This window comes from Brevibacillus thermoruber 423, assembly GCF_000454065.1.
In the GTDB taxonomy this organism is placed as follows: Bacteria; Bacillota; Bacilli; order Brevibacillales; family Brevibacillaceae; genus Brevibacillus; species Brevibacillus thermoruber.
The window spans coordinates 17,421-37,344 of the sequence record NZ_ATNE01000001.1 but is presented as its reverse complement, the minus strand read 5'-3'; the positions used below and the strand labels follow the sequence as shown (position 1 = coordinate 37,344).

The following is a 19,924-nucleotide window of genomic DNA, read 5'->3' as shown; positions in this document are numbered from 1 at the left end:
GCATACCATGGGAGAGCAGGAGACGCGGGATCGCGCTTTTGCGCAGGCAAGGCGAAAGGAGCTTGGAGTTCATGGGGAACAAAATACGGCTGGGGATCATTTACGGAGGAAAGTCCTCGGAACATGAGGTTTCGCTGCGCACCGCCCTGTCGATCATGAAGGCGGTCGATTTCGATAAATACGACATTACGCCCATCTACGTGAAGCTGGATGGTAGCTGGGTGAAAGGGGAGAGCCTCAGGGGCCGTCTGCCGGAGGGCATCAACGAGCTCCGCCTGACAGACGGGACGGCACCCGCCGGCGGAGAGACGAGAACGGAACTGGTCGCCGCCAGCCGGACCTCGCCGGTCTTTGGCATCGCCCAGGAAGTGGACGTGATTTTTCCGGTCGTGCACGGCCCCAACGGCGAGGACGGCACGATTCAGGGCCTGCTGGAACTGGCCAACCTGCCTTACGTCGGAGCCGGCGTCATGGCATCGGCGGTGGGCATGGACAAATGGATGATGAAAAACGTGTTCGCCCAGGCGGGACTGCCGCAGGTGAACTACGTGGGCGTGCTCCGTTCGCAGTGGGAACGCGACCAGGAGGGAATCATCGCGCGCATCGAGCGGGAGTTGGGCTACCCGTGCTTCGTCAAGCCGGCCAACATGGGGTCCAGTGTCGGGGTCAGCAAGGCAAAAGACCGGCAGCAGTTGATCGACGCGATGACGCTGGCCGCCAGATTTGACCGCCGGCTGATCGTGGAGCAGTTCGTCAAGGCGCGCGAGCTGGAAATCGGCCTGCTCGGCAACGAGGAACCGATCACGTCGGTCGTGGGCGAGATCGTGGCCGCCAAGGAGTTTTACGATTACGAGGCCAAGTACAAAGGCGCCGGCACGGAACTGCAGATCCCGGCCCGGATTCCGGCCCACGTGGCGGAGCAGATGGCCGAAATGGCCAAAATCGCGTACCGCGCCCTGGACGCGTCGGGCCTGTCGCGGGCGGACTTTTTCTGGGACGAGGAAAACGACCGTCTGTACATCAACGAAGTGAACACGATGCCCGGCTTTACGCCGTACAGCATGTACCCGCTGCTGTTCCAGGAAGCGGGCATCAGCTACAGCGAGCTGATTGACCGGCTGGTCCAGCTTGCCCTGGAGCGCCACGCGGATAAACAGCGGAACGTGGTGGACGCGGAAGAATTGGAATAAGGGTTCGTCTGGAGGGAGTGCCCCGGGGCACTCCCGTTTTCATTTCTGGGCAAGGAGCCTCCGCTTTAGCGGGGGCTCTTTTTGGCAGGGAAGCCTTCGCAAACGCTGCCGGCCGGATGCTGCCACAGCCACAGCTCGGCCGATTTTGCCCTGCCTTTCACAAAAAATGGAATAAAAAGGGGGTTATCCGCGATAACAGTGGGAGTGAGGGGCAGAAGCAGGTGACGTTCCCTGTCACGCGGGAGGAGGATGACCATGTCCGGCACAGGACGTTATCGCGTCGTCATCGTCGGAGCCGGTTCGGCGGGCATTACCGTCGCGGCGAGGCTGCTTCGGGCCGAGAAGTCCCTGCGCGGCAGCCTGGCCGTGCTCGACCCGGCCGACAAGCACTATTACCAGCCGCTGTGGACGCTCGTGGGCGGAGGGGTGGCAAAAAAAGAAGCCACCGAACGGGAGATGCGCACCCTCATTCCCCGGGGAGCGGCGCCATTTTTACCCATCCCAACACCCCCGTCAAATGCGGCGGCGCTCCGCAGAAGATCATGTATCTCGCCGACGACTGCTTTCGCCGATCCGGGGGGCGGGACCAGGCGGAGATCGTCTTTGCTTCCGCCAATGCCGCCATTTTTCAGGTGAAAAAGTACGCGGACACCCTGGAAACCGTAATCGCCCGCAAACAAATCACAACCGCCTACCGGCGAAACCTGCTCGAAATCCGGCCGCTGACCAGGGAAGCGGTCTTCGAGCATCTGGATACGGGCGAACGGGAAGTGATGCGCTACGACATGCTGCACGTCACCCCGCCGATGGGGCCGCCGGCGTTTCTCAGGGAAAGTCCGCTGGCCGACGCAGACGGATGGGCGGATGTCGACAAGCACACCCTGCAGCACAAGCGGTATCCCAACGTGTTTGCCCTGGGCGACTGCAGCAACCTCCCCACTTCCAAGACCGGGGCGGCGATCCGCAAGCAGGCGCCGGTCGCGGTGCAAAATCTGCTCGCCCTGATGCGGGGTGCACCGCTTGCCGCCCGGTACGACGGGTACACGTCCTGCCCCTTGGTCACCGGCTACAACAAGCTGGTGCTCGCCGAGTACGACTACACCCTGACCCCGAGGGAAACGTTTCCGTTTGACCAGGCCAAGGAGAGATGGAGCATGTACGTGTTGAAAAAAGACCTGCTGCCCGTCATGTACTGGAACGGCATGCTGAAGGGGAGGATGTGACTCGCGGACGTGGACACGAGCCGGATTTGATGCCGGCAAAGAGAAGCGAGACAAGGGTGAAGGAAAGAATTCGCCCTGCTGCGGGAAGGAGTGGTTTGCATGCTGCTTCGCTACTTGTACGACGAGAGGCTGGCCCACGCCTCATACCTGGTGGGCTGCCAAAAAACGGGGGAAGCGATCGTGATCGATCCGGGGCGCGACGTCACGCCATGCCTTCGGGCAGCCCGAGCGGAAGGACTGCGGGTGGTGGCCGCGGCGGAAACGCACATTCACGCCGACTACGTGTCCGGTGCGAGGGAATGGGGTGTCCGCCACGGCGTCAAGCTGTACCTTTCCGGCGAGGGAGACGAGTACGGGAAGTACCACTACGTTGATCAGGTCGACCATCAACTGCTTGCGGACGGCGACCGTTTTTCGGTGGGCCATCTGCTGTTTACCGTCATGCACACGCCCGGACACACCCCGGAGAGCATCTCGTTCCTGCTGACGGACAGGGGGGGGAAGGCAGACAAACCGATGGGCATGTTTACGGGAGATTTTGTCTTTGTCGGGGATGTGGGCCGGCCCGACCTGTTGGAAAAGGCGGTGGGACTGAGCGGAACGGCGGAACAGGGAGCGCGGGCGATGTATCGCTCCCTGCAGCGCTTCAAGGCGCTGCCCGACTATCTGCAGGTGTGGCCCTCCCACGGCGCCGGGAGTGCATGCGGAAAAGCGCTGGGCGCCGTGCCGTCGTCCACGGTCGGCTATGAAAAGCTGTACAACTGGGCGCTTCAATGCGACGACGAGGAGGCGTTTGTCCGGGCGCTGTTGGACGGCCAGCCGGAGCCGCCTCCCTACTTTGCCGTCATGAAACGGGTAAACAGGGAAGGGCCCGCCCTGTTGGACCAACTGCCCGAACCGCGCGCGGTAGCGGCGGAGGAACTGCCCGTTTTGCTCGCCGGCGGAGCCCGCGTGCTGGACACAAGGCCGTCCCAATCGTTTGCCGGTGGACACATCCGGGGAACGCTCAACATCCCGTACAACAAGTCATTTACCACCTGGGCGGGCTGGCTGGTGGACGAAACGCGTCCGCTCTACCTGATCGCTGCTCCGGAGGATCTGTCCGGCATCCTGAGCGCCCTGCGCTCCATCGGCATCGACAACGTGGCCGGCTGGACCGACGTTCGCCAGGTGCGGGAGCGGGCCGAGCTGGACCGGTATCCAGAGGCGGCCCCTGCTGCGATCGCCGATGAGGTGATGAAGAGGGAGGTACTGGTGCTGGACGTGCGCAATCAGGACGAATGGGACGACGGTCACATTCCCGGGGCCCTGCACATCATGCTGGGAACCCTGCCGCGCCGCCTCGCCGAGATTCCCGCGGAGAAGCCGATTCTCGTGCAGTGCCGCTCCGGCGCCCGCTCGGCGATCGCCGCCAGCATCCTCAAGGCCCACGGCTTTTCGCACGTCATCAACCTGAGCGGCGGTTATCTGCAGTGGAAAAAAGAGGGAAGGCCGCTCGTCCGGCCCAATCCGGGGAACTAGAAAAAAGGAGCCTCCTGAAGCGAGGCTCCCTTGCTGTTTTTCGAGATTCGTTTCCCAATCGCGGTCACGCGTGATCTTCCAGCGCCTGAAGCAGCGTCCACAGCTCCATGCCTTGCGACGCCTTGAACAGAAAGGCGTGACCGGCGTCGCGAAGCGGGAGGAGCGTTTCGACCGCTTCCGCCTTGGTCGGGAAGTAGCGCTTTTCCCCCTCGTACGCGTCGTACAGGTGGCGCGCCTGGTCGCCGACGGCCACGAGCAGTTCGATGCGGTCGCGGTAGCGGTTGGCAAACGCCCCCACCTGGGCGTGCATGGCCGGGCTGTTCTCGCCGAGCTCAAACATGTCGCCCAGGACCAGCACTTTTTTGCGCTCGGGGAACAGCTCCGCAAACGTGGAGATGGCCGCTTCCATCGACGAAGGGCTGGCGTTGTAGGCGTCGTTGATGTAGAGCGCGCCGTGGGCGGACGCGATCCGTTCGAAGCGCATGGCCGACAGGCGCACCGTCGCCAGCGCGCGGACGATCTCCTCCGTTGTCATGTCGAACCGGCGGGCGATCGCCACCGCAGGCAGCGCGTTCAGGACGTTGTGCGTGCCGAACAGCGGCAGGAACGCCTCGAAGCGCTCCCCGTCCCGGAAGCGGACGTCGAAACGCGTCCCGTCGTCTTCGGACCGGATGTTCTCCGCCCAGATGTCGGCCGGTGCGCTGACGGAGTAGTACATGATGCGGCCCGGATAAAGCGGTGCCACCTTGCGCAGGTATTCGCTGTCCCCGTTCAGCAGCACAAGCCCGTCCGGATCGGTGTGGGGCAGCAGTTCCGCCTTGGCGAGCGCGATTTTCTCCCGCGAGCCGAAAAACTCCATGTGGGCTTCGCCGATGTAGGTAATCACGCTGATCTGCGGCTTGACCAGCGAGGCGAGCAGGTCGATTTCGCCGGCGTGGTTCATGCCCAGCTCCAGCACGGCCGCCTGGTGGTGCTCCTCCACCTGCAGCAGGGAGTAGGGAACGCCCAGGTGGTTGTTGAGGTTTTTGTAGGTTTTGTAGATGGCAAACCGGCTTTCCAGCAGGTGGGCGACGATGTCTTTTGTGGTCGTTTTGCCGTTGCTGCCGGTGATGGCCACAAAGGGTATGGAAAAGGGCTTGCGGTACGCCGCCGCCAGCTTTTGAAACGCGCGCAGCGTGTCGTTCACCAGAATCAGGCCAAATCCGGCCGGCAGGCTGTCCGGCACCTTTTGTTCGTTGGAGATGATCGCCGCCCGAGCGCCTTTTTCCGCCGCCTGCAGGAGAAAGTCGTGCCCGTCCCGCGCTCCGGCGATCGCCACGAACAAGGCGCCCGGCGAAAGCTGCCGCGTGTCGAAGTGAACGGATGTCACGGGCAGGCCGGGATCGCCCGCCAGCAGCAGTCCTTCCGCCATGACTGCCGCTTGTCCCAGTGGAATCTCTCTCATATGCCCAGTCCCCTTTTCATCGATTCGTTTTCGATCGTGGAAACCACGAAGTCATGCTATCACTCCTGTCCGGCCGCGGCAAGGAAAAAATGGCGGTTCGCCATTGCAAACAGCCAAAGCGGTCGGCTATCATGGAACTATCATGCGGACAGGCTGCGGCTGCCGCCAGCCGGGCGGCCAGGGCCGCGTCACTTATACATACAGGATGAACGCCTGCAATATGTTGAAAACGGAGGATAGCGATGGAAAAAAGCATTTTTACCAAGATCATGGACAAAGAGATTCCGGCCCGCTTCGAATACGAGGACGAGCACGTCATCGTCATCCACGACATCGCCCCGAAAGCGCCGATTCACCTGCTGATCATCCCGCGCAAGCCGATTCCCACGCTGATGGACGTGCAGGAAGAGGATCTGCCGCTGATCGGCCACATTCACCGCGTGGCGCAAAAGCTGGCCGAAAAGCTGAATGTGAAGGGCTTCCGGCTGATCAACAACTGCGGCAAGGAAGGCGGCCAAGAGGTATTCCACATCCACTACCACTTCCTGGCCGGCTTCCAAGAATAAGTTGGAAAGAAAGGTTGACCTGCCTTGCTTTTCTGTCCTATAATGAAGTGTGACAGTCTGTTGGTAACAGGCGTCCCACGGTTTTAGCGGAGGGAGGGAAGACAGATGGCAGAAGTTCGAGTCAAGAAAAACGAGTCTTTGGAACAGGCACTTCGTCGCTTCAAGCGTGAGAGCGCCAAAGCAGGGGTTATGGCGGAACTGAGAAAACGCCGCCACTTCGAAAAACCCAGCGTTCGCCGCAAGAAAAAATCCGAAGCAGCTCGCAAGCGCAAGTACTAATTGACGGAGGGCTCATCATGAGTGTAATGGAGCGACTCGATCAAGATATGAAGCAAGCGATGAAGGACAAAGCTGCGCTGAAACTCTCTGTTATTCGCATGGTGAAAGCTGCGTTAAAGAACGAAGAGATTAGTAAAGGTAGACTGTTGTCTGAAGACGAAGAGCTGACCATCTTGACTCGCGAGTTAAAACAGCGCCGTGAATCCCTCCAAGAATTTGAAAAGGCGGGTCGTGACGACCTCGCCGCCAAAACACGAGAGGAAATCGATGTGCTCTCCGCGTATCTGCCCGCTCAATTGAGCGAGGACGAACTGCGCGGCATTGTACGGGACGCGATCGCCGCCACCGGAGCCTCCTCCAAAAAGGAGATGGGCAAGGTGATGGGGGCGATCATGCCGAAAGTAAAAGGAAGAGCCGACGGTGCCCTCGTGCAAAAGATTGTATCTGAGGAATTGCCATCGTAATGAGGAACAACCTCATATAGATACGAACCGAAAGACTCAGTCCCACGCGGCTGGGTTTTTCTTTTTGGCGCGAAACATGAAAAATCATGAAACGGCCGCGAACCTGACCCGTATACCTTAGTAGCCATTCGCTGAGGCTGTATAAGGAAAGGAGGTGGACGCGATGAGTGTGTCACGGATCGCTTCCCGTCCCTTGCGCCTGCTGCTGGCGTTCCTCTGCGTGGCCGCAGGGCTCGCTGGTCTGCTGGCGGGAAGTCCGGCTGCTGCCAAGCCGTATCACAAAGCGGTCTGGATTCCCGTGGAGCACGAGATCGAGCGGGGGCTGGAAAGCTTTCTGCAGCGGGCCTTCGCCGAAGCGGAGAGCAGGGGCGCGGACCTGATCGTGCTGCACATCAACACCCCCGGCGGAGAAATCAATGCGGCCGACTCCATCGGCCAACTGGTCAGACAGTCTCCGATCCACGTGGTGGCCTATATCGACAACCAGGCGTTTTCGGCCGGCACCTACATCGCCCTGAACGCAAACGAAATCGTCATGACCCCGGGCAGCAGCATCGGTGCGGCGACGCCGATTGACCTGGCAGGCAACGCCGCCGACGCGAAAATCATCTCCGGGTGGTCAAACAAGATGGTGGCGGCAGCCAAGCTGAACAACCGCAATCCCGACGTGGCCCGGGCCATGGTGGAAATCGACCGGGAGTTTCCGGGGCTGAAGCCGAAAGGCACCGTTCTTTCCCTGGACGCCGAGCGGGCCAAGCAGTTGGGCTACGCCGACCAGGTGGTGGCCAACAAGGAACAGCTTCTCGCGTATCTGGGCGTCAAGGCGGATGAGCTGGAAACGATTGAACCGACAGTCGGCGAGCGGGTGGCCCGTTTCGTCACCAGTCCGGTCGTGATGAGTATTCTGTTGATCATCGGCCTGGTGGGCATCGTCGTCGAGCTGTTCGCGCCCGGGTTTGGCGTGGCCGGCACGATTTCGTTGTGCGCCTTTGGCCTGTACTTCTTCGGCCATTACGTGGCGGGCTTCGCCAATTGGCTGCACATCGGCCTGTTTGTCTTGGGCATCCTGCTGATGATTTTGGAGATCTTCGTTCCCGGCGCGATCGTCGGCGCGCTTGGTTTCGTCAGCATCGTCACCGGCCTGGTCATGGCTGCCTACGACACACAGCAGGGGCTTGCGTCGCTGGGAATCGCCGTCCTGGTCACGGTCATCGTCGCCTTCGTGCTGATCAAAAAATTCGGCATCAAAGGGCTGGTCAGCCGGTTTGTGCTGGGCGACGTGCAGCGCAATGAAGAGGGCTACGTGGCGCCCAAGGACCAGCGGGACCTGCTGGGTAAGGCGGGCATCGCCCTGACGCCGCTTCGCCCGGCCGGCGTGGTCAAGATCGAGGGGCGGCGCATCGATGCCGTCAGCGGGGGCGGATTTATTGCCGCCGGCACCCCCATCGTCGTGGTGCAGGTGGAAGGCACCCGCGTCGTCGTGCAGGAACAAGAACAAAAGGAGTAGATGATTCATGCTGGAAAGCGGATTGATTCCCCTTATTTTTATGGTGGCAGTGGCGATCGTCGCCCTGTCGATCTTTTTCTCGTTCGTCCCGGTGATGCTCTGGATTTCCGCGCTGGCCTCCGGTGTGCGCATCGGCATCATCACGCTGGTGGCCATGCGGCTGCGCCGCGTGATTCCCTCGCGCATCGTCAACCCGCTGATCAAGGCGAGAAAAGCGGGGCTGGAGCTTGACACGAACCAGTTGGAAAGCCACTACCTGGCAGGCGGCAACGTAGACCGCGTCGTCGATGCGCTGGTGGCCGCACAGCGGGCTGACATTCCGCTGGGCTTCGAGCGGGCCGCCGCGATTGACCTGGCGGGCCGCGACGTGCTGGAAGCGGTGCAGATGAGCGTAAACCCGAAAGTGATTGAAACCCCGGTCGTCGCCGCCATGGCCAAGGACGGGATCGAAGTGAAGGCGAAGGCGAAGGTGACGGTTCGCGCCAACATCGATCGACTGGTGGGGGGCGCCGGCGAGGAAACGATCATCGCCCGTGTCGGCGAAGGGATCGTGACGACGATCGGTTCGTCCGACTCCCACAAAGACGTGCTGGAAAATCCGGACCGCATCTCGCAAACCGTGCTGAACAAAGGGCTGGACGCCGGTACGGCGTTTGAAATCCTCTCCATTGACATCGCCGATGTGGACGTGGGCAAAAACATCGGGGCGCAGCTCCAAACCGACCAGGCGGAAGCGGACAAACGCATCGCCCAGGCGAAAGCGGAGGAGCGCCGCGCGATGGCGGTCGCCCAGGAACAGGAAATGAAGGCGCGCGTCGTGGAGATGAAGGCCAAGGTCGTGGAAGCCGAGGCGCAGGTGCCGCTTGCGCTGGCCGAAGCCCTGAGAAGCGGCAAAATGGGCGTAATGGATTACTACAACCTGCAAAACATCTCCGCCGATACGCAAATGCGCCAGGCATTCGGCGCCACCGGCGACAAGCAAAAGTCCGACTTGCCTGACCAAGACCACGAGTAAGAGGCGAGAGCCGATGGACGATCTTTTTGACGTGTTGGTTGAACTGTTGGGATGGGTTCTGCCTCTCCTCGGCAAGTTCTGGGTTCTGATCCTGGGGTACCTGGGCTACCTGCTGTTTGGCAAACAAGCCAGACGAGGGCGAAAAATGACCCAGGGAAAACAGCAGCTCCCACCGCTCACCCCGGTGGACGGCGGCGGCACCGTGCGTCCCATGGATACGCGGCCGGAACGGCGCATGGTGGTGCGGCAGGAACCCCAGCCTGCGCCAATGGAAGAACGCACCGCAGAACCGGAATGGCTGGAAGAGGAGAGGCGCGCGCCGCTGGCGAAAGCGGAGGCGGCACCAGCCGCCCAAGCCGCCCAAGCTGTTGGGCCCAGCGCGGCGGGCCATCCGTCCCGGGGAGAAGGAGCACCGGACACGCCGACTGTTCTCGATCCCCGGGAAGGAATGAAGTGGGCGATCATTTTCGGTCCGCCCCGGGCCAAAAGCCGGCCCCTTCCCTTCCGCCGCAGCCTTTGACGCTTGCGCGAAACAGACAGGCGAACATTCCCGTTCGCCTGTTTTTTTTGCAAAGACGAAGCCCGCTGTCCTCTTGCTCTCCACGATGGGGGAGCCGTCCCTGGCTTGTCAACGCTTTTTGTCGAAAGAAATCGAACATCTGGTCTTGTGCCCCAAGTCCCAGTTGACTATTCTTGATCTAGAGACATACTCTGGACATGAATGGTGAGGGGTAGAGCGGCGAATGGACCGACAGGCACTGGAGAGGATGAGCAAGTTTCGCCAAAAGGTGATCCGGCTTGTCATCTATGAAAGAAAATCGATCTATGAAACGGCGATCGCCTGCGGATGTACGGCAGAAAAAGTAAAGCGCGTGATCAAGAAGTGGAAGGCCCTTCAACGGTACGGAACGCCTTCTCCCACCGACGAACAGAAGACCTGACGGGACGAGCCCCGACGCTTGCGGAAGCGAGTGTCGGGGCGATTTTCTCTGCATGATTTTCTCCCCCCGCCGCATACGGTTATAGAAGAAGGGCGCACCGGGCACCCGGACTGGCTTGGAGGGGATGCATTCCGGCGCAGCAGCGCCAGTAAAGGGGGGCTTGCTCATGAAGCGATGGGGCCGCCGTCTGCGCCATCTGGCCGTGGGAGTGCTGGATCTGCCGCAAGATGTGGTGCTGGAAGTCCCGCGCATCACGATGATCGGCCATCTGCAAATGTATATCGAAAACCACCGCGGAGTTCTCCACTTTAGTGAAAAAGAGCTCCGCTTGCTGTTGACCAACGGGCAGCTGCTCATCACCGGGGAACAACTGGTGATCCGGGCGATCTTGCCGGAGGAAGTCCTGTTGGAGGGGCGCATCGGCGGCGTCAGGTTTCTGGAGAAACCGCAGTAGACGTTCCGGCGACAATACCTGGGAAAGTGGGGACGGGCACATGCGCAATGGATTGCAGGAATGGGTGGACGGCTATATCACGATCACCGTCCGGGGAAAGCGCTTTGAGCGAATGCTGAACATGGCGGTACGGGAAGGCATCCGGATCTGGAACATCCGCAGAGTGGGGCAGGAGGTGGGCCGCTGCGACATCCTGATCCGCGATTATTTCCGCCTGCGGCCGTTTTTAAAAGAGACAGGCTGTCGCCCCCACGTGGAACGGCGGGGCGGGCTGCCTTTCTGGCTGGTCCGGCTGCGCCGGCGGGCCGGTCTCGTCATCGGCGCGTCTTTGTTTTTGGTCGGATTGTACATGCTCTCCTCGTTCGTCTGGGAGGTGGAGGTGCGGGGAGTCAAGCAGATGCGCCCGGAGGCGGTGAGCATGGCGGCGGCACAGCTCGGGATTAAAGAAGGGGTGTGGAAGGCCAAACTAAAAGAATCGCACGTGCTGCAGCGGGAACTGCTGAACTTGCTGCCGGAGGCGTCCAGGGTCATTGTCGACATTCAGGGCACCAAGGCGATCATCCAGGTGGTAGAGAAAGAAGAGCCGGAAAAGCCGGTCCCGCCCAGTCCGCGCCACCTGGTCGCCAAAAAGCGGGCGGTTGTGCACACGATTTTGCCGGAAGCGGGCAGAAGCATGGTGAAAGTCAACCAGTTTGTGGAAAAAGGGCAGCTGCTGATCTCCGGCATTATCGGCAACGAGACCCGGCAAAAGGCGGTCGCCGCCCGCGGCACGGTAAAGGGGGAGGTGTGGTACGTCAGCAACATTTCGATTCCGCTCACCCAGGTGCACTACCGCTTGACCGGCGAACGGCAGCAGAAGCAGTACCTGCTCGTCGGCCCCTACGCCGTGCAGGTGTGGCCGTTCAAGGAGCAGCCGTTTGCGCAGGCCGAGTCGTCCGAGGAGCGCTTCCAGCCGTCGTATGCGGGCTTTACGAGTCCGATCGGCTGGAAGACGGTCACGCAGGCGGAGGTGCAGCCGGTCCGGCGGGAATTGAGCATGGACGAAGCGCTGGCGGCCGCCAAGCAGGCGGCCCGGGAGGACGTGCTGCGGCAGGCGGGCAAGGATGCCGTGATTCAGGACGAAAAAGTTTTGCACGCGAAGAGAGAGAATGGTAAAGTTTATTTGAGTATTCATTTTTCCGTACTTGAGGACATTGCCGTCGAGCAGCCGATTCTGGGCCTGCCCCCGGCTCCCAATGCAAACGGCAATCCGTAACGCATTGCTGACAACCGCTGCAAGGAGATGGAAGCCTGTTGCACGTACAAGAAGAGGTAAAAATTCCGTTTGCTGACGCATCGGAAGCGTTGATGCTGTTCGGCCCCCACGATGCGTACCTCAAATTGATCGAGGAAACGACCGCGGCAAAAATCATGACGCGCAGCGGTGAGCTGGTCATCAGCGGCGAAAAGGCCGAGGTGGATAAGCTCTCCCGCTTGTTTGCCGTCCTGCTCCAGTTGATCCGGCGGGACATCGCCCTGTCCGAGCGCGACGTCTCGTACGCGCTGCAGTTGGTGGAACGGGGAGAAGCGGAACAACTGCTGGACGTCTACGACGAGGAAGTGGCCCGCACCCAAAAGGGCAAGCTGATTCGCGCCAAGACGCTGGGACAGCGCCACTACCTGTCCGCCATCAAGCGGCACGACATCGTGTTTGGCATCGGGCCGGCCGGTACCGGCAAAACCTACCTGGCCGTGGTCATGGCGGTCAACGCGCTGAAAAACGGACGGGTCAAGCGCATCGTGCTGACGCGCCCGGCCGTGGAGGCAGGGGAGAGCCTCGGCTTTTTGCCCGGCGACCTGCAGGAAAAAGTGGACCCCTATCTGCGTCCGCTCTACGATGCCTTGTACGACATGCTGGGCACGGAACAGGTGGCGAAAATGATGGAGCGCGGGCTGATTGAAGTGGCCCCGCTGGCATACATGCGCGGGCGAACGCTGGAAGACTGCTTCGTCATCCTGGACGAAGCGCAGAATACCACGCCCGAACAAATGAAGATGTTCCTCACCCGTCTGGGCTTCGGATCCAAGATGGTGATTACCGGCGACGTGACCCAGATCGACCTGCCAAAAGGGAAAAAATCGGGCTTGCGGGAAGCGGAGCGCATTCTGGCCCCGATCCCCGAAGTGGCGTTTATCCGCTTCCAGGAAGCGGACGTGGTGCGCCACAGCCTGGTGCAGAAGATCATCGAAGCGTACGCCAAAGACGAAATCGACCACAGCTACCGGTAAAGGAGATTGGGTACCCGTGCTATCCGTAGAAATTCTTCACGACGAAATCGAACCGATCGACGAATCCCTGCAGGACCTGATCGTCCGCTGCCTGGAAGCGGCTGCCGAGCGGGAAGGCGTGGACGGCGAAGTGGTGGTGACGCTGGTGGACAACGAGCGCATCCACGAGCTGAACCGCCAGTACCGCGGCGTCGACCGTCCCACCGACGTGCTGTCGTTTGCGATGAACGAGTCGGGAGAGGGAGAGTTGGACATTTATATAGACGAGGAAGAGTTGGACGCATTCCCCAACATGCTGGGGGACATTGTCATCTCCGTTCCCAAGGCGAAGGAACAGGCGGCGGAGTACGGACACTCGCTCGAACGGGAACTGGGTTTTCTCGCTGTTCACGGTTTTCTCCATCTGCTCGGGTACGACCACGGCACGGAGGAAGAGGAGAAAGAGATGTTTTCCCGTCAAGAAGTTGTACTGCAGCAGATTGGCTTGACGAGGTAGGCGATTGCGTTTGAAAGAGTGGCGCCGTTTGGTCAGCAGCTTTTCCTATGCCCTGCAAGGCATAGCCCATACCGTGAAGACACAGCGAAACATGCAAATCCACGTCGCCTTCGCCGTGCTGGCGCTGGCGGCGGCGTGGTGGCTGCGCATTCCCCGCGGCGATGTTTTGCTGGTCTTTTTTTCTATCGGTCTGGTGTTGGCGCTCGAGCTGGTCAATACCGCCCTGGAGGCGGCGGTCGATCTGGCCTCCCCCGACTGGCACGCGAAGGCGAAAACGGCCAAGGACGCCTGTGCCGGCGCCGTCCTGGTGGCGGCTGTCCTGTCCGTCGTGATCGGCGTCGCTGTTTTCGGCCCCCCGCTCTGGGGAAAACTCTCCGTGTGGCTAACGGCGTAACAGGAGGGGCGGCCTGATGAGGATCGACGGTACCGCCCGCACGCCGGCGGGCGCCGCGTGTTTGCTTCACCCACACACATGCTGAGATCTGCGAGGGAAACGAGTGATGATGAACATGGATAAGCAAGCCCTGCTGGAGCAGGCGAAAGAAGCGAGAAAGCTGGCGTATGTGCCGTATTCCCACTTTCCCGTGGGGGCGGCTCTCTTGACGGACAGCGGCAAGGTGTATCTCGGCTGCAATATCGAGAACGCGTCCTACCCGCTGTGCAACTGCGCGGAGCGGACCGCGCTGTTTAAGGCGTATTCCGAAGGGGATACCACCTACAAGGCGATCGCCGTGGTGGCTGACACGCCGCATCCGGTTTCTCCCTGCGGCGCGTGCCGGCAGGTGATGGCGGAGCTGTGCCCGCCCGACATGCCGGTCATTCTCGCCAACATGAACGGCGACGTGACGGAAACAACAGTATCCGCCCTGCTTCCAGGGGCGTTCACCAAGGAGGATCTACGTGGATAATCGCACGAAAAAAGGCTTCAAATCCGGGTTTGTCTCCATCGTGGGCAGGCCCAACGTGGGGAAATCCACGCTGTTAAACCACATCGTCGGCCAGAAGATCGCGATCATGTCCAACAAACCGCAGACGACGCGCAACAAGATTACCGCCGTCTACACGACGGAGCAGGGACAGGTCATCTTCCTCGACACGCCGGGGATTCACAAGCCCAAGTCCAAGCTGGGCGACTACATGGTCGCCGTCGCGGAAAACACGCTCAACGAAGTGGACCTGGTGCTGTTTGTCATCGACGCAACGGAAAAGCGGGGGCCGGGCGACGAGTACATCATCGAGCGGCTCAAGCAGGTGAAAACACCTGTCTTTCTGGTGATCAACAAAATTGACAAGGTGCACCCGGAGGAACTGCTGCCGATCATCGACGACTACCGGAAGCTGTACGAGTTCAAGCAGATTATCCCGATCTCCGCTCTGGAGGGGAACAACACCGGTCCGCTGATCCAGGCAATCTTTGACGAGATGGAAGAAGGGCCGATGTACTACCCGCCCGACCAGGTGACCGACCACCCCGAGCGCTTTATCGTGGCCGAACTGATCCGGGAAAAGGTGCTGCATCTGACCCGCGAAGAGGTGCCCCATTCGATCGCCGTGACCGTCGAAGAGATGAAGCGGGGCGAAAACGGTAAGACCCTGTACATCTACGCGGCCATTTACGTCGAGCGGGATTCGCAGAAAGGCATCCTGATCGGCGAGAGAGGGCAGATGCTCAAGGAAATCGGCCGCCGTGCCCGGCTGGACATCGAGCGTCTGATGGGGGACAAGGTGTATCTGGAACTGTGGGTCAAGGTGAAAAAAGACTGGCGCAATCAGGAACGAATGCTGCGCAATTTTGGTTTTTACGACGAAGACTAGCGGTGTCAATTTTTCCATGGCATAGAAAAACGGGCGCAGGTGAATCTAAGAAGGAAGTGGATACAGCCGAAACAAGAAAGGATGATGCTTCATGCTTCGTGACTTTTCTTGGAGTTATTTCGCTTCGACCGGTGACATCCATGCATACCTTCTCTACAGAGAACACCTTCAAACGACTGCCGACGAGGAGGCCGCGTTTGAGTTCGCCCAAAAGGAACCGGGTGAAACGCACGCATGCTTGTAAAGTGGGAAGGGATTGTCATCCGCAGCGTGGACTATGGCGAGTCCAGCAAAGTGGTGACGTTGTTTACGCGGGAGCACGGCAAGGTGGGCATCATGGCCCGCGGCGCGAAAAAGCCGAAAAGCCGCTTGGGGGCCGTCTCCCAACTGTTTACCCATGGATACTATCTGTGCAAGGCAGGACCTGGAAGCGGTATGCCCGACCTGTCCCAGGGAGAGATCGTGGAGTCGTTCCGGGACTTGCGGCAAAACCTGGCGGCCACGGCTTATGCCGCGTACATAGCGGAGCTTTTGGACCGGTTGACGGATGAACGGGAAGCCAATCCTTTTTTGTTTCACATGCTGCTGCTGTTGTTTCGCTATCTGGACGAAGGCAGGGACGCGGAGATTCTCTGCCGGATTTTCGAGACGAAAATGCTGCGGGTGGCGGGCATTGCCCCGCATCTGTCGGGATGCGCCAACTGCGGGGCGGAGCGGGAGCCTTATGCGATCAGCGTGTCGCAGGGGGGACTGCTCTGTCCCGTCTGTCTGCCACAGGATCCGTATGCGATTGCCGTCTCCCCGTCGGTCTGGAAGCTCCTCCGCCTGTTTCAGGTGTTTGACCTGGAGCGGCTGGGCGAGATCGAGGTGAAGCCATCGACGCGCAGCCAGCTCAAACACGTGCTGCGCAGCTTTTTGGACCAGCATCTCGATCTGCGGCTGAAAAGTCGGGCGTTTCTGGATCAGATCGAGAATATCGGTTTGTAGAGAGCACAACACAAGAAGCGTTCCGGATCACGATGAGCAGAGTTGCAACGCGAACTCTGCTTCTATTTTTGGGCATTCGTTTACGCAACATGCGGGGGAAATCGTGTGCAGCTTGCGGTACCCATGTAAACGGCGGCGGAGAGGATTCGGTTACGGGCAGGGTTGAATTTGTCGTGAGCGGGACGTCTAACGGCGGCAGTGCAATCGCGTTGCCAAACGCAAAGGTACCCAACGATCCGCATTGACATCCGTTTTGCTTTTCGCTATGATAAGTACCAAATGTGATACCGACCGTTGCTGTGAAGGAAAGGAGTAGTCGGCCGCTGGCTGAAAGAGAAGGCGTCGCGCCTTCTCGCGTAGCGAACCGGGGAGGGTGGAAGCCCGGTAGTCATGTCGATGAACGGCGTTCCGGAGCAAGGTGAACAGCAAAAGTGGACGAAACGGCGGGCATGCCGATTCGTCAAGTAGGGTGGAACCGCGGGAAATCCTCTCGTCCCTACACTGTGGAAGACACGGTGTAGGTGGCGGGAGGTTTTTTTGCTGAATCAGCGAGGAGTGGCTTTTCGGAGCCGCTTCCTGATTCGGCAGGACCAGCGTCCTTTCCAACAGGAGCCATGGCGCATGGGCGTTCGCAAACACCCAACCGCGCCGCGCTTCGCTTGGAGCTTTGTTACCTTCAGGAGGTGGAACGAACCATGAAAAAGACCTTTCAAGACATCATCTTGACGCTGCAAAACTTTTGGGCAAAACAAAACTGCCTGATTGTGCAGCCGTACGACGTGGAAAAAGGGGCCGGCACGCTCAACCCGATGACGTTTCTCCGCGCGATCGGGCCGGAGCCGTGGAATGTGGCCTACGTGGAGCCGTCCCGCCGTCCCGCTGACGGCCGTTACGGGGAGAACCCCAACCGCTTGTACCAGCACCATCAGTTCCAGGTGATCATGAAACCGTCGCCGGACAACATCCAGGAAATCTACCTGGACAGCCTGCGCGAACTGGGCATTGATCCGCTGGAACACGACATCCGCTTTGTCGAGGACAACTGGGAGCACCCGGGACTCGGCGCCTGGGGCCTGGGCTGGGAAGTGTGGCTGGACGGCATGGAAATCACCCAGTTCACCTACTTCCAACAGGTGGGCGGACTGGAATGCAAACCGGTGGCGGTGGAGATCACCTACGGCCTGGAGCGCCTCGCTTCCTACATCCAGGAGAAGGAAAACGTCTTCGAACTGGAGTGGGTCAACGGCTACACCTACGGCGACGTTTTCCTGCAGCCGGAGTACGAGCATTCCAAATACACGTTTGAGCTGTCCGACGTGGACATGCTGTTCAACCTGTACAACACCTACGAGGCGGAAGCAAAGCGCCTGATGAAAGAGCGCCTGGTGTTTCCGGCCTACGACTACGTGCTGAAGTGCTCCCACACGTTCAACCTGCTGGATGCGCGGGGGGCGATCAGCGTGACGGAGAGGACCGGCTACATCGCCCGCGTCCGCAACCTGTCCCGCGAAGTGGCCCAAACCTATCTGGCGGAGCGCGAACGGCTCGGCTTCCCCTTGCTGAAAAAAGGCCAATCGAGCGAGGAGCCGGCCGCGCACAAAAGCGCGTCCAGCCGTGAGGAAGGAGTGAACGTAGATGAGTAAGCGCGACTTGTTGCTGGAGATCGGTACGGAAGAAATGCCGGCCCGCTTCGTCGCCGGAGCGGCCGCGCAGTTGAAGGAAAAGGTGGAAAAATGGCTGGCGGCGGAACGGATTCCCTACGACGCGGTCGTTTCGTACGAGACCCCGCGCCGCTTTGCCGTTCATGTGAGCGGACTGGCGGAAAAACAGCCGGACCGCAACGACGAAGCGAAAGGGCCCGCCCGCAAAATCGCCCAGGACGAGTCCGGCAACTGGACCAAGGCGGCGCAGGGATTTGCCCGCAGCAACGGCGTCGACGTCGACCAGCTCTACTTCAAGGACGTGAACGGCGTCGAGTACGTGTTTGCCCGCAAGTCGGAAGCCGGGAAAGAGACCAGGGAACTGCTGCCCGCGCTGGCCGATGTGATCGCCGGCATGACGTTCCCGAAAAACATGCGCTGGGGCGCGTATGAGCTGAAGTACGTGCGCCCGATCCGCTGGCTGGTGGCCCTCTTCGGCGAAGACGTGATCGAGATGGAGATCGCCGGCGTAAAGGCGGGACGCGTGACGCGCGGCCACCGCTTCCTCGGCAGTCAGGAGGTGACGCTGACCCAGCCGGGCGAGTACGCGGCCAAGCTGGCGGAACAGTACGTCATCGTCGACCCGGACGAGCGGCGCCGTTCCATCGTCGAGCAGATTCGCCGCATGGAGCGGGAAAACGGCTGGCGCATTCCGATGGACGAGGGCCTGCTGGACGAAGTGGTCCATCTGGTCGAGTATCCGACCGCGCTGTACGGCACGTTTGACGAAGCGTTCCTGTCCATTCCGCGCGAGGTGCTGGTCACCTCCATGCGCGAGCACCAGCGCTATTTCCCGGTGGAGGATGAGAACGGCCACCTGCTCAACCACTTCGTCACCGTCCGCAACGGCGACAGCCGCGCGCTGGACAACGTGGCCAAAGGAAACGAAAAAGTGCTGCGCGCCCGCCTATCCGACGCCCGTTTCTTCTACGAGGAGGATCAAAAGCTGTCCATCGAAAGCTGCCTGAAGCGGCTGGAGACGATCGTCTTCCACGAAGAACTGGGGACGATCGGGGACAAGGTGCGCCGGATTCGCGACCTCGCGGGCCGCATCGCCGGACGGCTGGAGCTGGGCGAAGCGGAAGCTGCCCGCGTGGACCGCATCGCCGAGATTGCCAAGTTTGACCTGGTGACCAACATGGTGGGCGAATTCCCCGAACTGCAGGGCATCATGGGCGAGGATTACGCCCGCAAGGCCGGCGAGAGCGAAGCGGTGGCCCGGGGTGTCTTCGAACACTACCTGCCCCGTTTTGCCGGCGACCAACTGCCGCAGTCTGCCGAAGGAGCGGCTGTCAGCATCGCGGACAAGCTGGACACGATTGTCGGCTGCTTCTCCATCGGCATCGTCCCCACCGGCTCGCAGGACCCGTACGGACTGCGCCGGATGGCGGCGGGGATCGTGGCGATCCTGCTCGACCGCGGCTGGAAGCTGCCGCTGGACCGCCTGTGGGACGCCGCGCTGGACATCTATGCCGCTCAGGGCGTAACCAAGCGCGACAGGGATGAGGTGAAGAAAGACCTGGCCGATTTCTTCGCGCTTCGTCTGAAAAATGCGCTGCAGGAAGAACAGATCCGTTACGATGTGATCGATGCCGTGCTGTCGGCTGACATCGCGCTGGTGCCGGACGTGCTGGCCAAAGCGAAAGCGCTGATGGCGGCGGTGCAGGCGGACGACTTCAAGCTGACCGTGGAACAGTTCAACCGGGCCGGCAACCTGGCGCAGAAAGCGGAGGACGACGCGATCGACGAAGCCGTCTTCACCGAGGACGCAGAGCGCGCCCTGTACAAGGCGTATCTGTCCGTGCGGGAGCAGGTGGAGGGCCTCGACGATCAGGCTGCGGTGCTGTCGACGCTGTCCCAGTTGCGCGAGCCCATCCAATCGTTCTTCGACGCCGTCATGGTCATGGCGGACGATCAGGCCGTCCGCCGCAACCGCCTGGCGCTCTTGCTCGGCATCTCCCGACTGATCGGCGCATATGCCGATTTTTCCAAACTGGTTTTCGCCTGATGACTGGCTCCACACGCCTCCGCCTGCCCGGCGGGGGCGAGCTTTT

21 protein-coding genes and 1 pseudogene are annotated in these 19,924 nt (G+C 60.7%); 21 read left to right on the top strand and 1 reads right to left on the bottom strand.

Annotated features, from left to right (window positions below; genetic code table 11):
• Window positions 1–71 precede the first annotated feature (71 nt).
• The 3 genes and pseudogenes from M516_RS0100185 to M516_RS0100175 all read left to right on the top strand — a co-directional run bounded on the left by M516_RS0100185 (window position 72) and on the right by M516_RS0100175 (window position 3,934).
• The gene (locus M516_RS0100185; RefSeq protein WP_029097306.1) at window positions 72–1,190 is read left to right on the top strand and encodes a D-alanine--D-alanine ligase; all 1,119 of its coding nucleotides are present in this window, start codon (window positions 72–74) and stop codon (window positions 1,188–1,190) included.
• Window positions 1,191–1,445: 255 nt separating this feature from the next.
• Window positions 1,446–2,413 (top strand): annotated as a pseudogene (locus tag M516_RS22420) (NAD(P)/FAD-dependent oxidoreductase).
• A gap of 99 nt (window positions 2,414–2,512) precedes the next feature.
• Window positions 2,513–3,934, top strand: a complete 1,422-nt coding sequence (locus tag M516_RS0100175; RefSeq protein WP_029097305.1) for an MBL fold metallo-hydrolase — start codon at window positions 2,513–2,515, stop codon at window positions 3,932–3,934.
• Window positions 3,935–3,998: 64 nt separating this feature from the next.
• On the opposite strand, the gene M516_RS0100170 is transcribed toward M516_RS0100175, so the two are convergent.
• Complete coding sequence (locus M516_RS0100170; protein WP_029097304.1) at window positions 3,999–5,378, bottom strand: UDP-N-acetylmuramoyl-tripeptide--D-alanyl-D-alanine ligase; 1,380 nt, start codon at window positions 5,376–5,378, stop codon at window positions 3,999–4,001.
• Between the two features lie 242 nt (window positions 5,379–5,620).
• Between M516_RS0100170 and M516_RS0100165 the strand changes: the two genes are divergently transcribed.
• From M516_RS0100165 to glyS, 18 genes are all read left to right on the top strand, one after another.
• Window positions 5,621–5,944 (top strand): histidine triad nucleotide-binding protein, encoded by a 324-nt coding sequence (locus tag M516_RS0100165; RefSeq protein ID WP_029097303.1) that lies wholly within the window; start codon window positions 5,621–5,623, stop codon window positions 5,942–5,944.
• A 105-nt stretch (window positions 5,945–6,049) separates the two neighbouring features.
• The gene (gene rpsU, locus M516_RS0100160) at window positions 6,050–6,223 is read left to right on the top strand and encodes a 30S ribosomal protein S21 (protein ID WP_029097302.1); all 174 of its coding nucleotides are present in this window, start codon (window positions 6,050–6,052) and stop codon (window positions 6,221–6,223) included.
• 17 nt (window positions 6,224–6,240) lie between these two features.
• A complete protein-coding gene (locus M516_RS0100155; RefSeq protein WP_029097301.1) occupies window positions 6,241–6,687 on the top strand; it encodes a GatB/YqeY domain-containing protein in 447 nt (148 codons plus the stop codon).
• A 163-nt stretch (window positions 6,688–6,850) separates the two neighbouring features.
• Window positions 6,851–8,194, top strand: coding sequence for an NfeD family protein (locus M516_RS0100150; RefSeq protein WP_029097300.1), 1,344 nt, complete (start codon window positions 6,851–6,853; stop codon window positions 8,192–8,194).
• A 7-nt stretch (window positions 8,195–8,201) separates the two neighbouring features.
• Entirely contained in the window at window positions 8,202–9,209 is a 1,008-nt protein-coding gene (gene floA / locus M516_RS0100145) for a flotillin-like protein FloA (protein WP_029097299.1), read from the top strand.
• 13 nt (window positions 9,210–9,222) lie between these two features.
• A complete protein-coding gene (locus M516_RS0100140; RefSeq protein WP_029097298.1) occupies window positions 9,223–9,729 on the top strand; it encodes a hypothetical protein in 507 nt (168 codons plus the stop codon).
• A 223-nt stretch (window positions 9,730–9,952) separates the two neighbouring features.
• Window positions 9,953–10,150, top strand: coding sequence for a sigma-70 RNA polymerase sigma factor region 4 domain-containing protein (locus M516_RS22415; RefSeq protein ID WP_035288527.1), 198 nt, complete (start codon window positions 9,953–9,955; stop codon window positions 10,148–10,150).
• Window positions 10,151–10,316: 166 nt separating this feature from the next.
• A complete protein-coding gene (gene yqfC, locus M516_RS0100130) occupies window positions 10,317–10,604 on the top strand; it encodes a sporulation protein YqfC (RefSeq protein ID WP_029097297.1) in 288 nt (95 codons plus the stop codon).
• A gap of 40 nt (window positions 10,605–10,644) precedes the next feature.
• Entirely contained in the window at window positions 10,645–11,859 is a 1,215-nt protein-coding gene (yqfD, locus tag M516_RS0100125) for a sporulation protein YqfD (RefSeq protein ID WP_029097296.1), read from the top strand.
• A gap of 38 nt (window positions 11,860–11,897) precedes the next feature.
• Window positions 11,898–12,872: a PhoH family protein gene (locus tag M516_RS0100120; RefSeq protein WP_029097295.1), complete on the top strand. Its 975-nt coding sequence runs from the start codon at window positions 11,898–11,900 to the stop codon at window positions 12,870–12,872.
• 16 nt (window positions 12,873–12,888) lie between these two features.
• On the top strand, window positions 12,889–13,368 hold the full coding sequence (gene ybeY / locus M516_RS0100115; protein WP_029097294.1) for an rRNA maturation RNase YbeY: 480 nt from the start codon (window positions 12,889–12,891) through the stop codon (window positions 13,366–13,368).
• 10 nt (window positions 13,369–13,378) lie between these two features.
• Window positions 13,379–13,762, top strand: coding sequence for a diacylglycerol kinase (locus M516_RS0100110; RefSeq protein WP_029097293.1), 384 nt, complete (start codon window positions 13,379–13,381; stop codon window positions 13,760–13,762).
• A gap of 115 nt (window positions 13,763–13,877) precedes the next feature.
• Complete coding sequence (locus M516_RS0100105; protein WP_029097292.1) at window positions 13,878–14,276, top strand: cytidine deaminase; 399 nt, start codon at window positions 13,878–13,880, stop codon at window positions 14,274–14,276.
• Window positions 14,269–15,183 (top strand): GTPase Era, encoded by a 915-nt coding sequence (era, locus tag M516_RS0100100; RefSeq protein WP_029097291.1) that lies wholly within the window; start codon window positions 14,269–14,271, stop codon window positions 15,181–15,183. Before M516_RS0100105 ends, era begins: the two co-directional genes overlap by 8 nt.
• Before the next feature lie 91 nt (window positions 15,184–15,274).
• Window positions 15,275–15,427 carry a YqzL family protein gene (locus tag M516_RS24515; protein WP_081656408.1) on the top strand — a complete coding sequence of 51 codons (153 nt, stop codon included), beginning with the start codon at window positions 15,275–15,277 and terminating at the stop codon, window positions 15,425–15,427.
• Window positions 15,418–16,170: a DNA repair protein RecO gene (gene recO / locus M516_RS0100090; protein ID WP_029097290.1), complete on the top strand. Its 753-nt coding sequence runs from the start codon at window positions 15,418–15,420 to the stop codon at window positions 16,168–16,170. The genes M516_RS24515 and recO overlap by 10 nt, the downstream gene beginning before the upstream one ends.
• Window positions 16,171–16,865: 695 nt before the next feature.
• Window positions 16,866–17,813 carry a glycine--tRNA ligase subunit alpha gene (gene glyQ, locus M516_RS22410; protein WP_051188045.1) on the top strand — a complete coding sequence of 316 codons (948 nt, stop codon included), beginning with the start codon at window positions 16,866–16,868 and terminating at the stop codon, window positions 17,811–17,813.
• Window positions 17,806–19,878 (top strand): glycine--tRNA ligase subunit beta, encoded by a 2,073-nt coding sequence (gene glyS / locus M516_RS0100080; RefSeq protein ID WP_029097289.1) that lies wholly within the window; start codon window positions 17,806–17,808, stop codon window positions 19,876–19,878. The genes glyQ and glyS overlap by 8 nt, the downstream gene beginning before the upstream one ends.
• Window positions 19,879–19,924: the final 46 nt, after the last annotated feature.

Coding starts and splice junctions, on each gene's coding strand:
- glyQ (WP_051188045.1), top strand. CDS start 16,866: ATGAAAAAGACCTTTCAAGACATCATCTTGACGCTGCAAAACTTTTGG.
- M516_RS0100185 (WP_029097306.1), top strand. CDS start 72: ATGGGGAACAAAATACGGCTGGGGATCATTTACGGAGGAAAGTCCTCG.
- recO (WP_029097290.1), top strand. CDS start 15,418: ATGCTTGTAAAGTGGGAAGGGATTGTCATCCGCAGCGTGGACTATGGC.
- M516_RS22415 (WP_035288527.1), top strand. CDS start 9,953: ATGGACCGACAGGCACTGGAGAGGATGAGCAAGTTTCGCCAAAAGGTG.
- yqfD (WP_029097296.1), top strand. CDS start 10,645: ATGCGCAATGGATTGCAGGAATGGGTGGACGGCTATATCACGATCACC.
- floA (WP_029097299.1), top strand. CDS start 8,202: ATGCTGGAAAGCGGATTGATTCCCCTTATTTTTATGGTGGCAGTGGCG.
- M516_RS0100105 (WP_029097292.1), top strand. CDS start 13,878: ATGGATAAGCAAGCCCTGCTGGAGCAGGCGAAAGAAGCGAGAAAGCTG.
- M516_RS24515 (WP_081656408.1), top strand. CDS start 15,275: ATGCTTCGTGACTTTTCTTGGAGTTATTTCGCTTCGACCGGTGACATC.
- M516_RS0100140 (WP_029097298.1), top strand. CDS start 9,223: ATGGACGATCTTTTTGACGTGTTGGTTGAACTGTTGGGATGGGTTCTG.
- M516_RS0100155 (WP_029097301.1), top strand. CDS start 6,241: ATGAGTGTAATGGAGCGACTCGATCAAGATATGAAGCAAGCGATGAAG.
- rpsU (WP_029097302.1), top strand. CDS start 6,050: ATGGCAGAAGTTCGAGTCAAGAAAAACGAGTCTTTGGAACAGGCACTT.
- M516_RS0100170 (WP_029097304.1), bottom strand. CDS start 5,378: ATGAGAGAGATTCCACTGGGACAAGCGGCAGTCATGGCGGAAGGACTG.
- yqfC (WP_029097297.1), top strand. CDS start 10,317: ATGAAGCGATGGGGCCGCCGTCTGCGCCATCTGGCCGTGGGAGTGCTG.
- glyS (WP_029097289.1), top strand. CDS start 17,806: ATGAGTAAGCGCGACTTGTTGCTGGAGATCGGTACGGAAGAAATGCCG.
- M516_RS0100150 (WP_029097300.1), top strand. CDS start 6,851: ATGAGTGTGTCACGGATCGCTTCCCGTCCCTTGCGCCTGCTGCTGGCG.
- M516_RS0100175 (WP_029097305.1), top strand. CDS start 2,513: ATGCTGCTTCGCTACTTGTACGACGAGAGGCTGGCCCACGCCTCATAC.
- M516_RS0100165 (WP_029097303.1), top strand. CDS start 5,621: ATGGAAAAAAGCATTTTTACCAAGATCATGGACAAAGAGATTCCGGCC.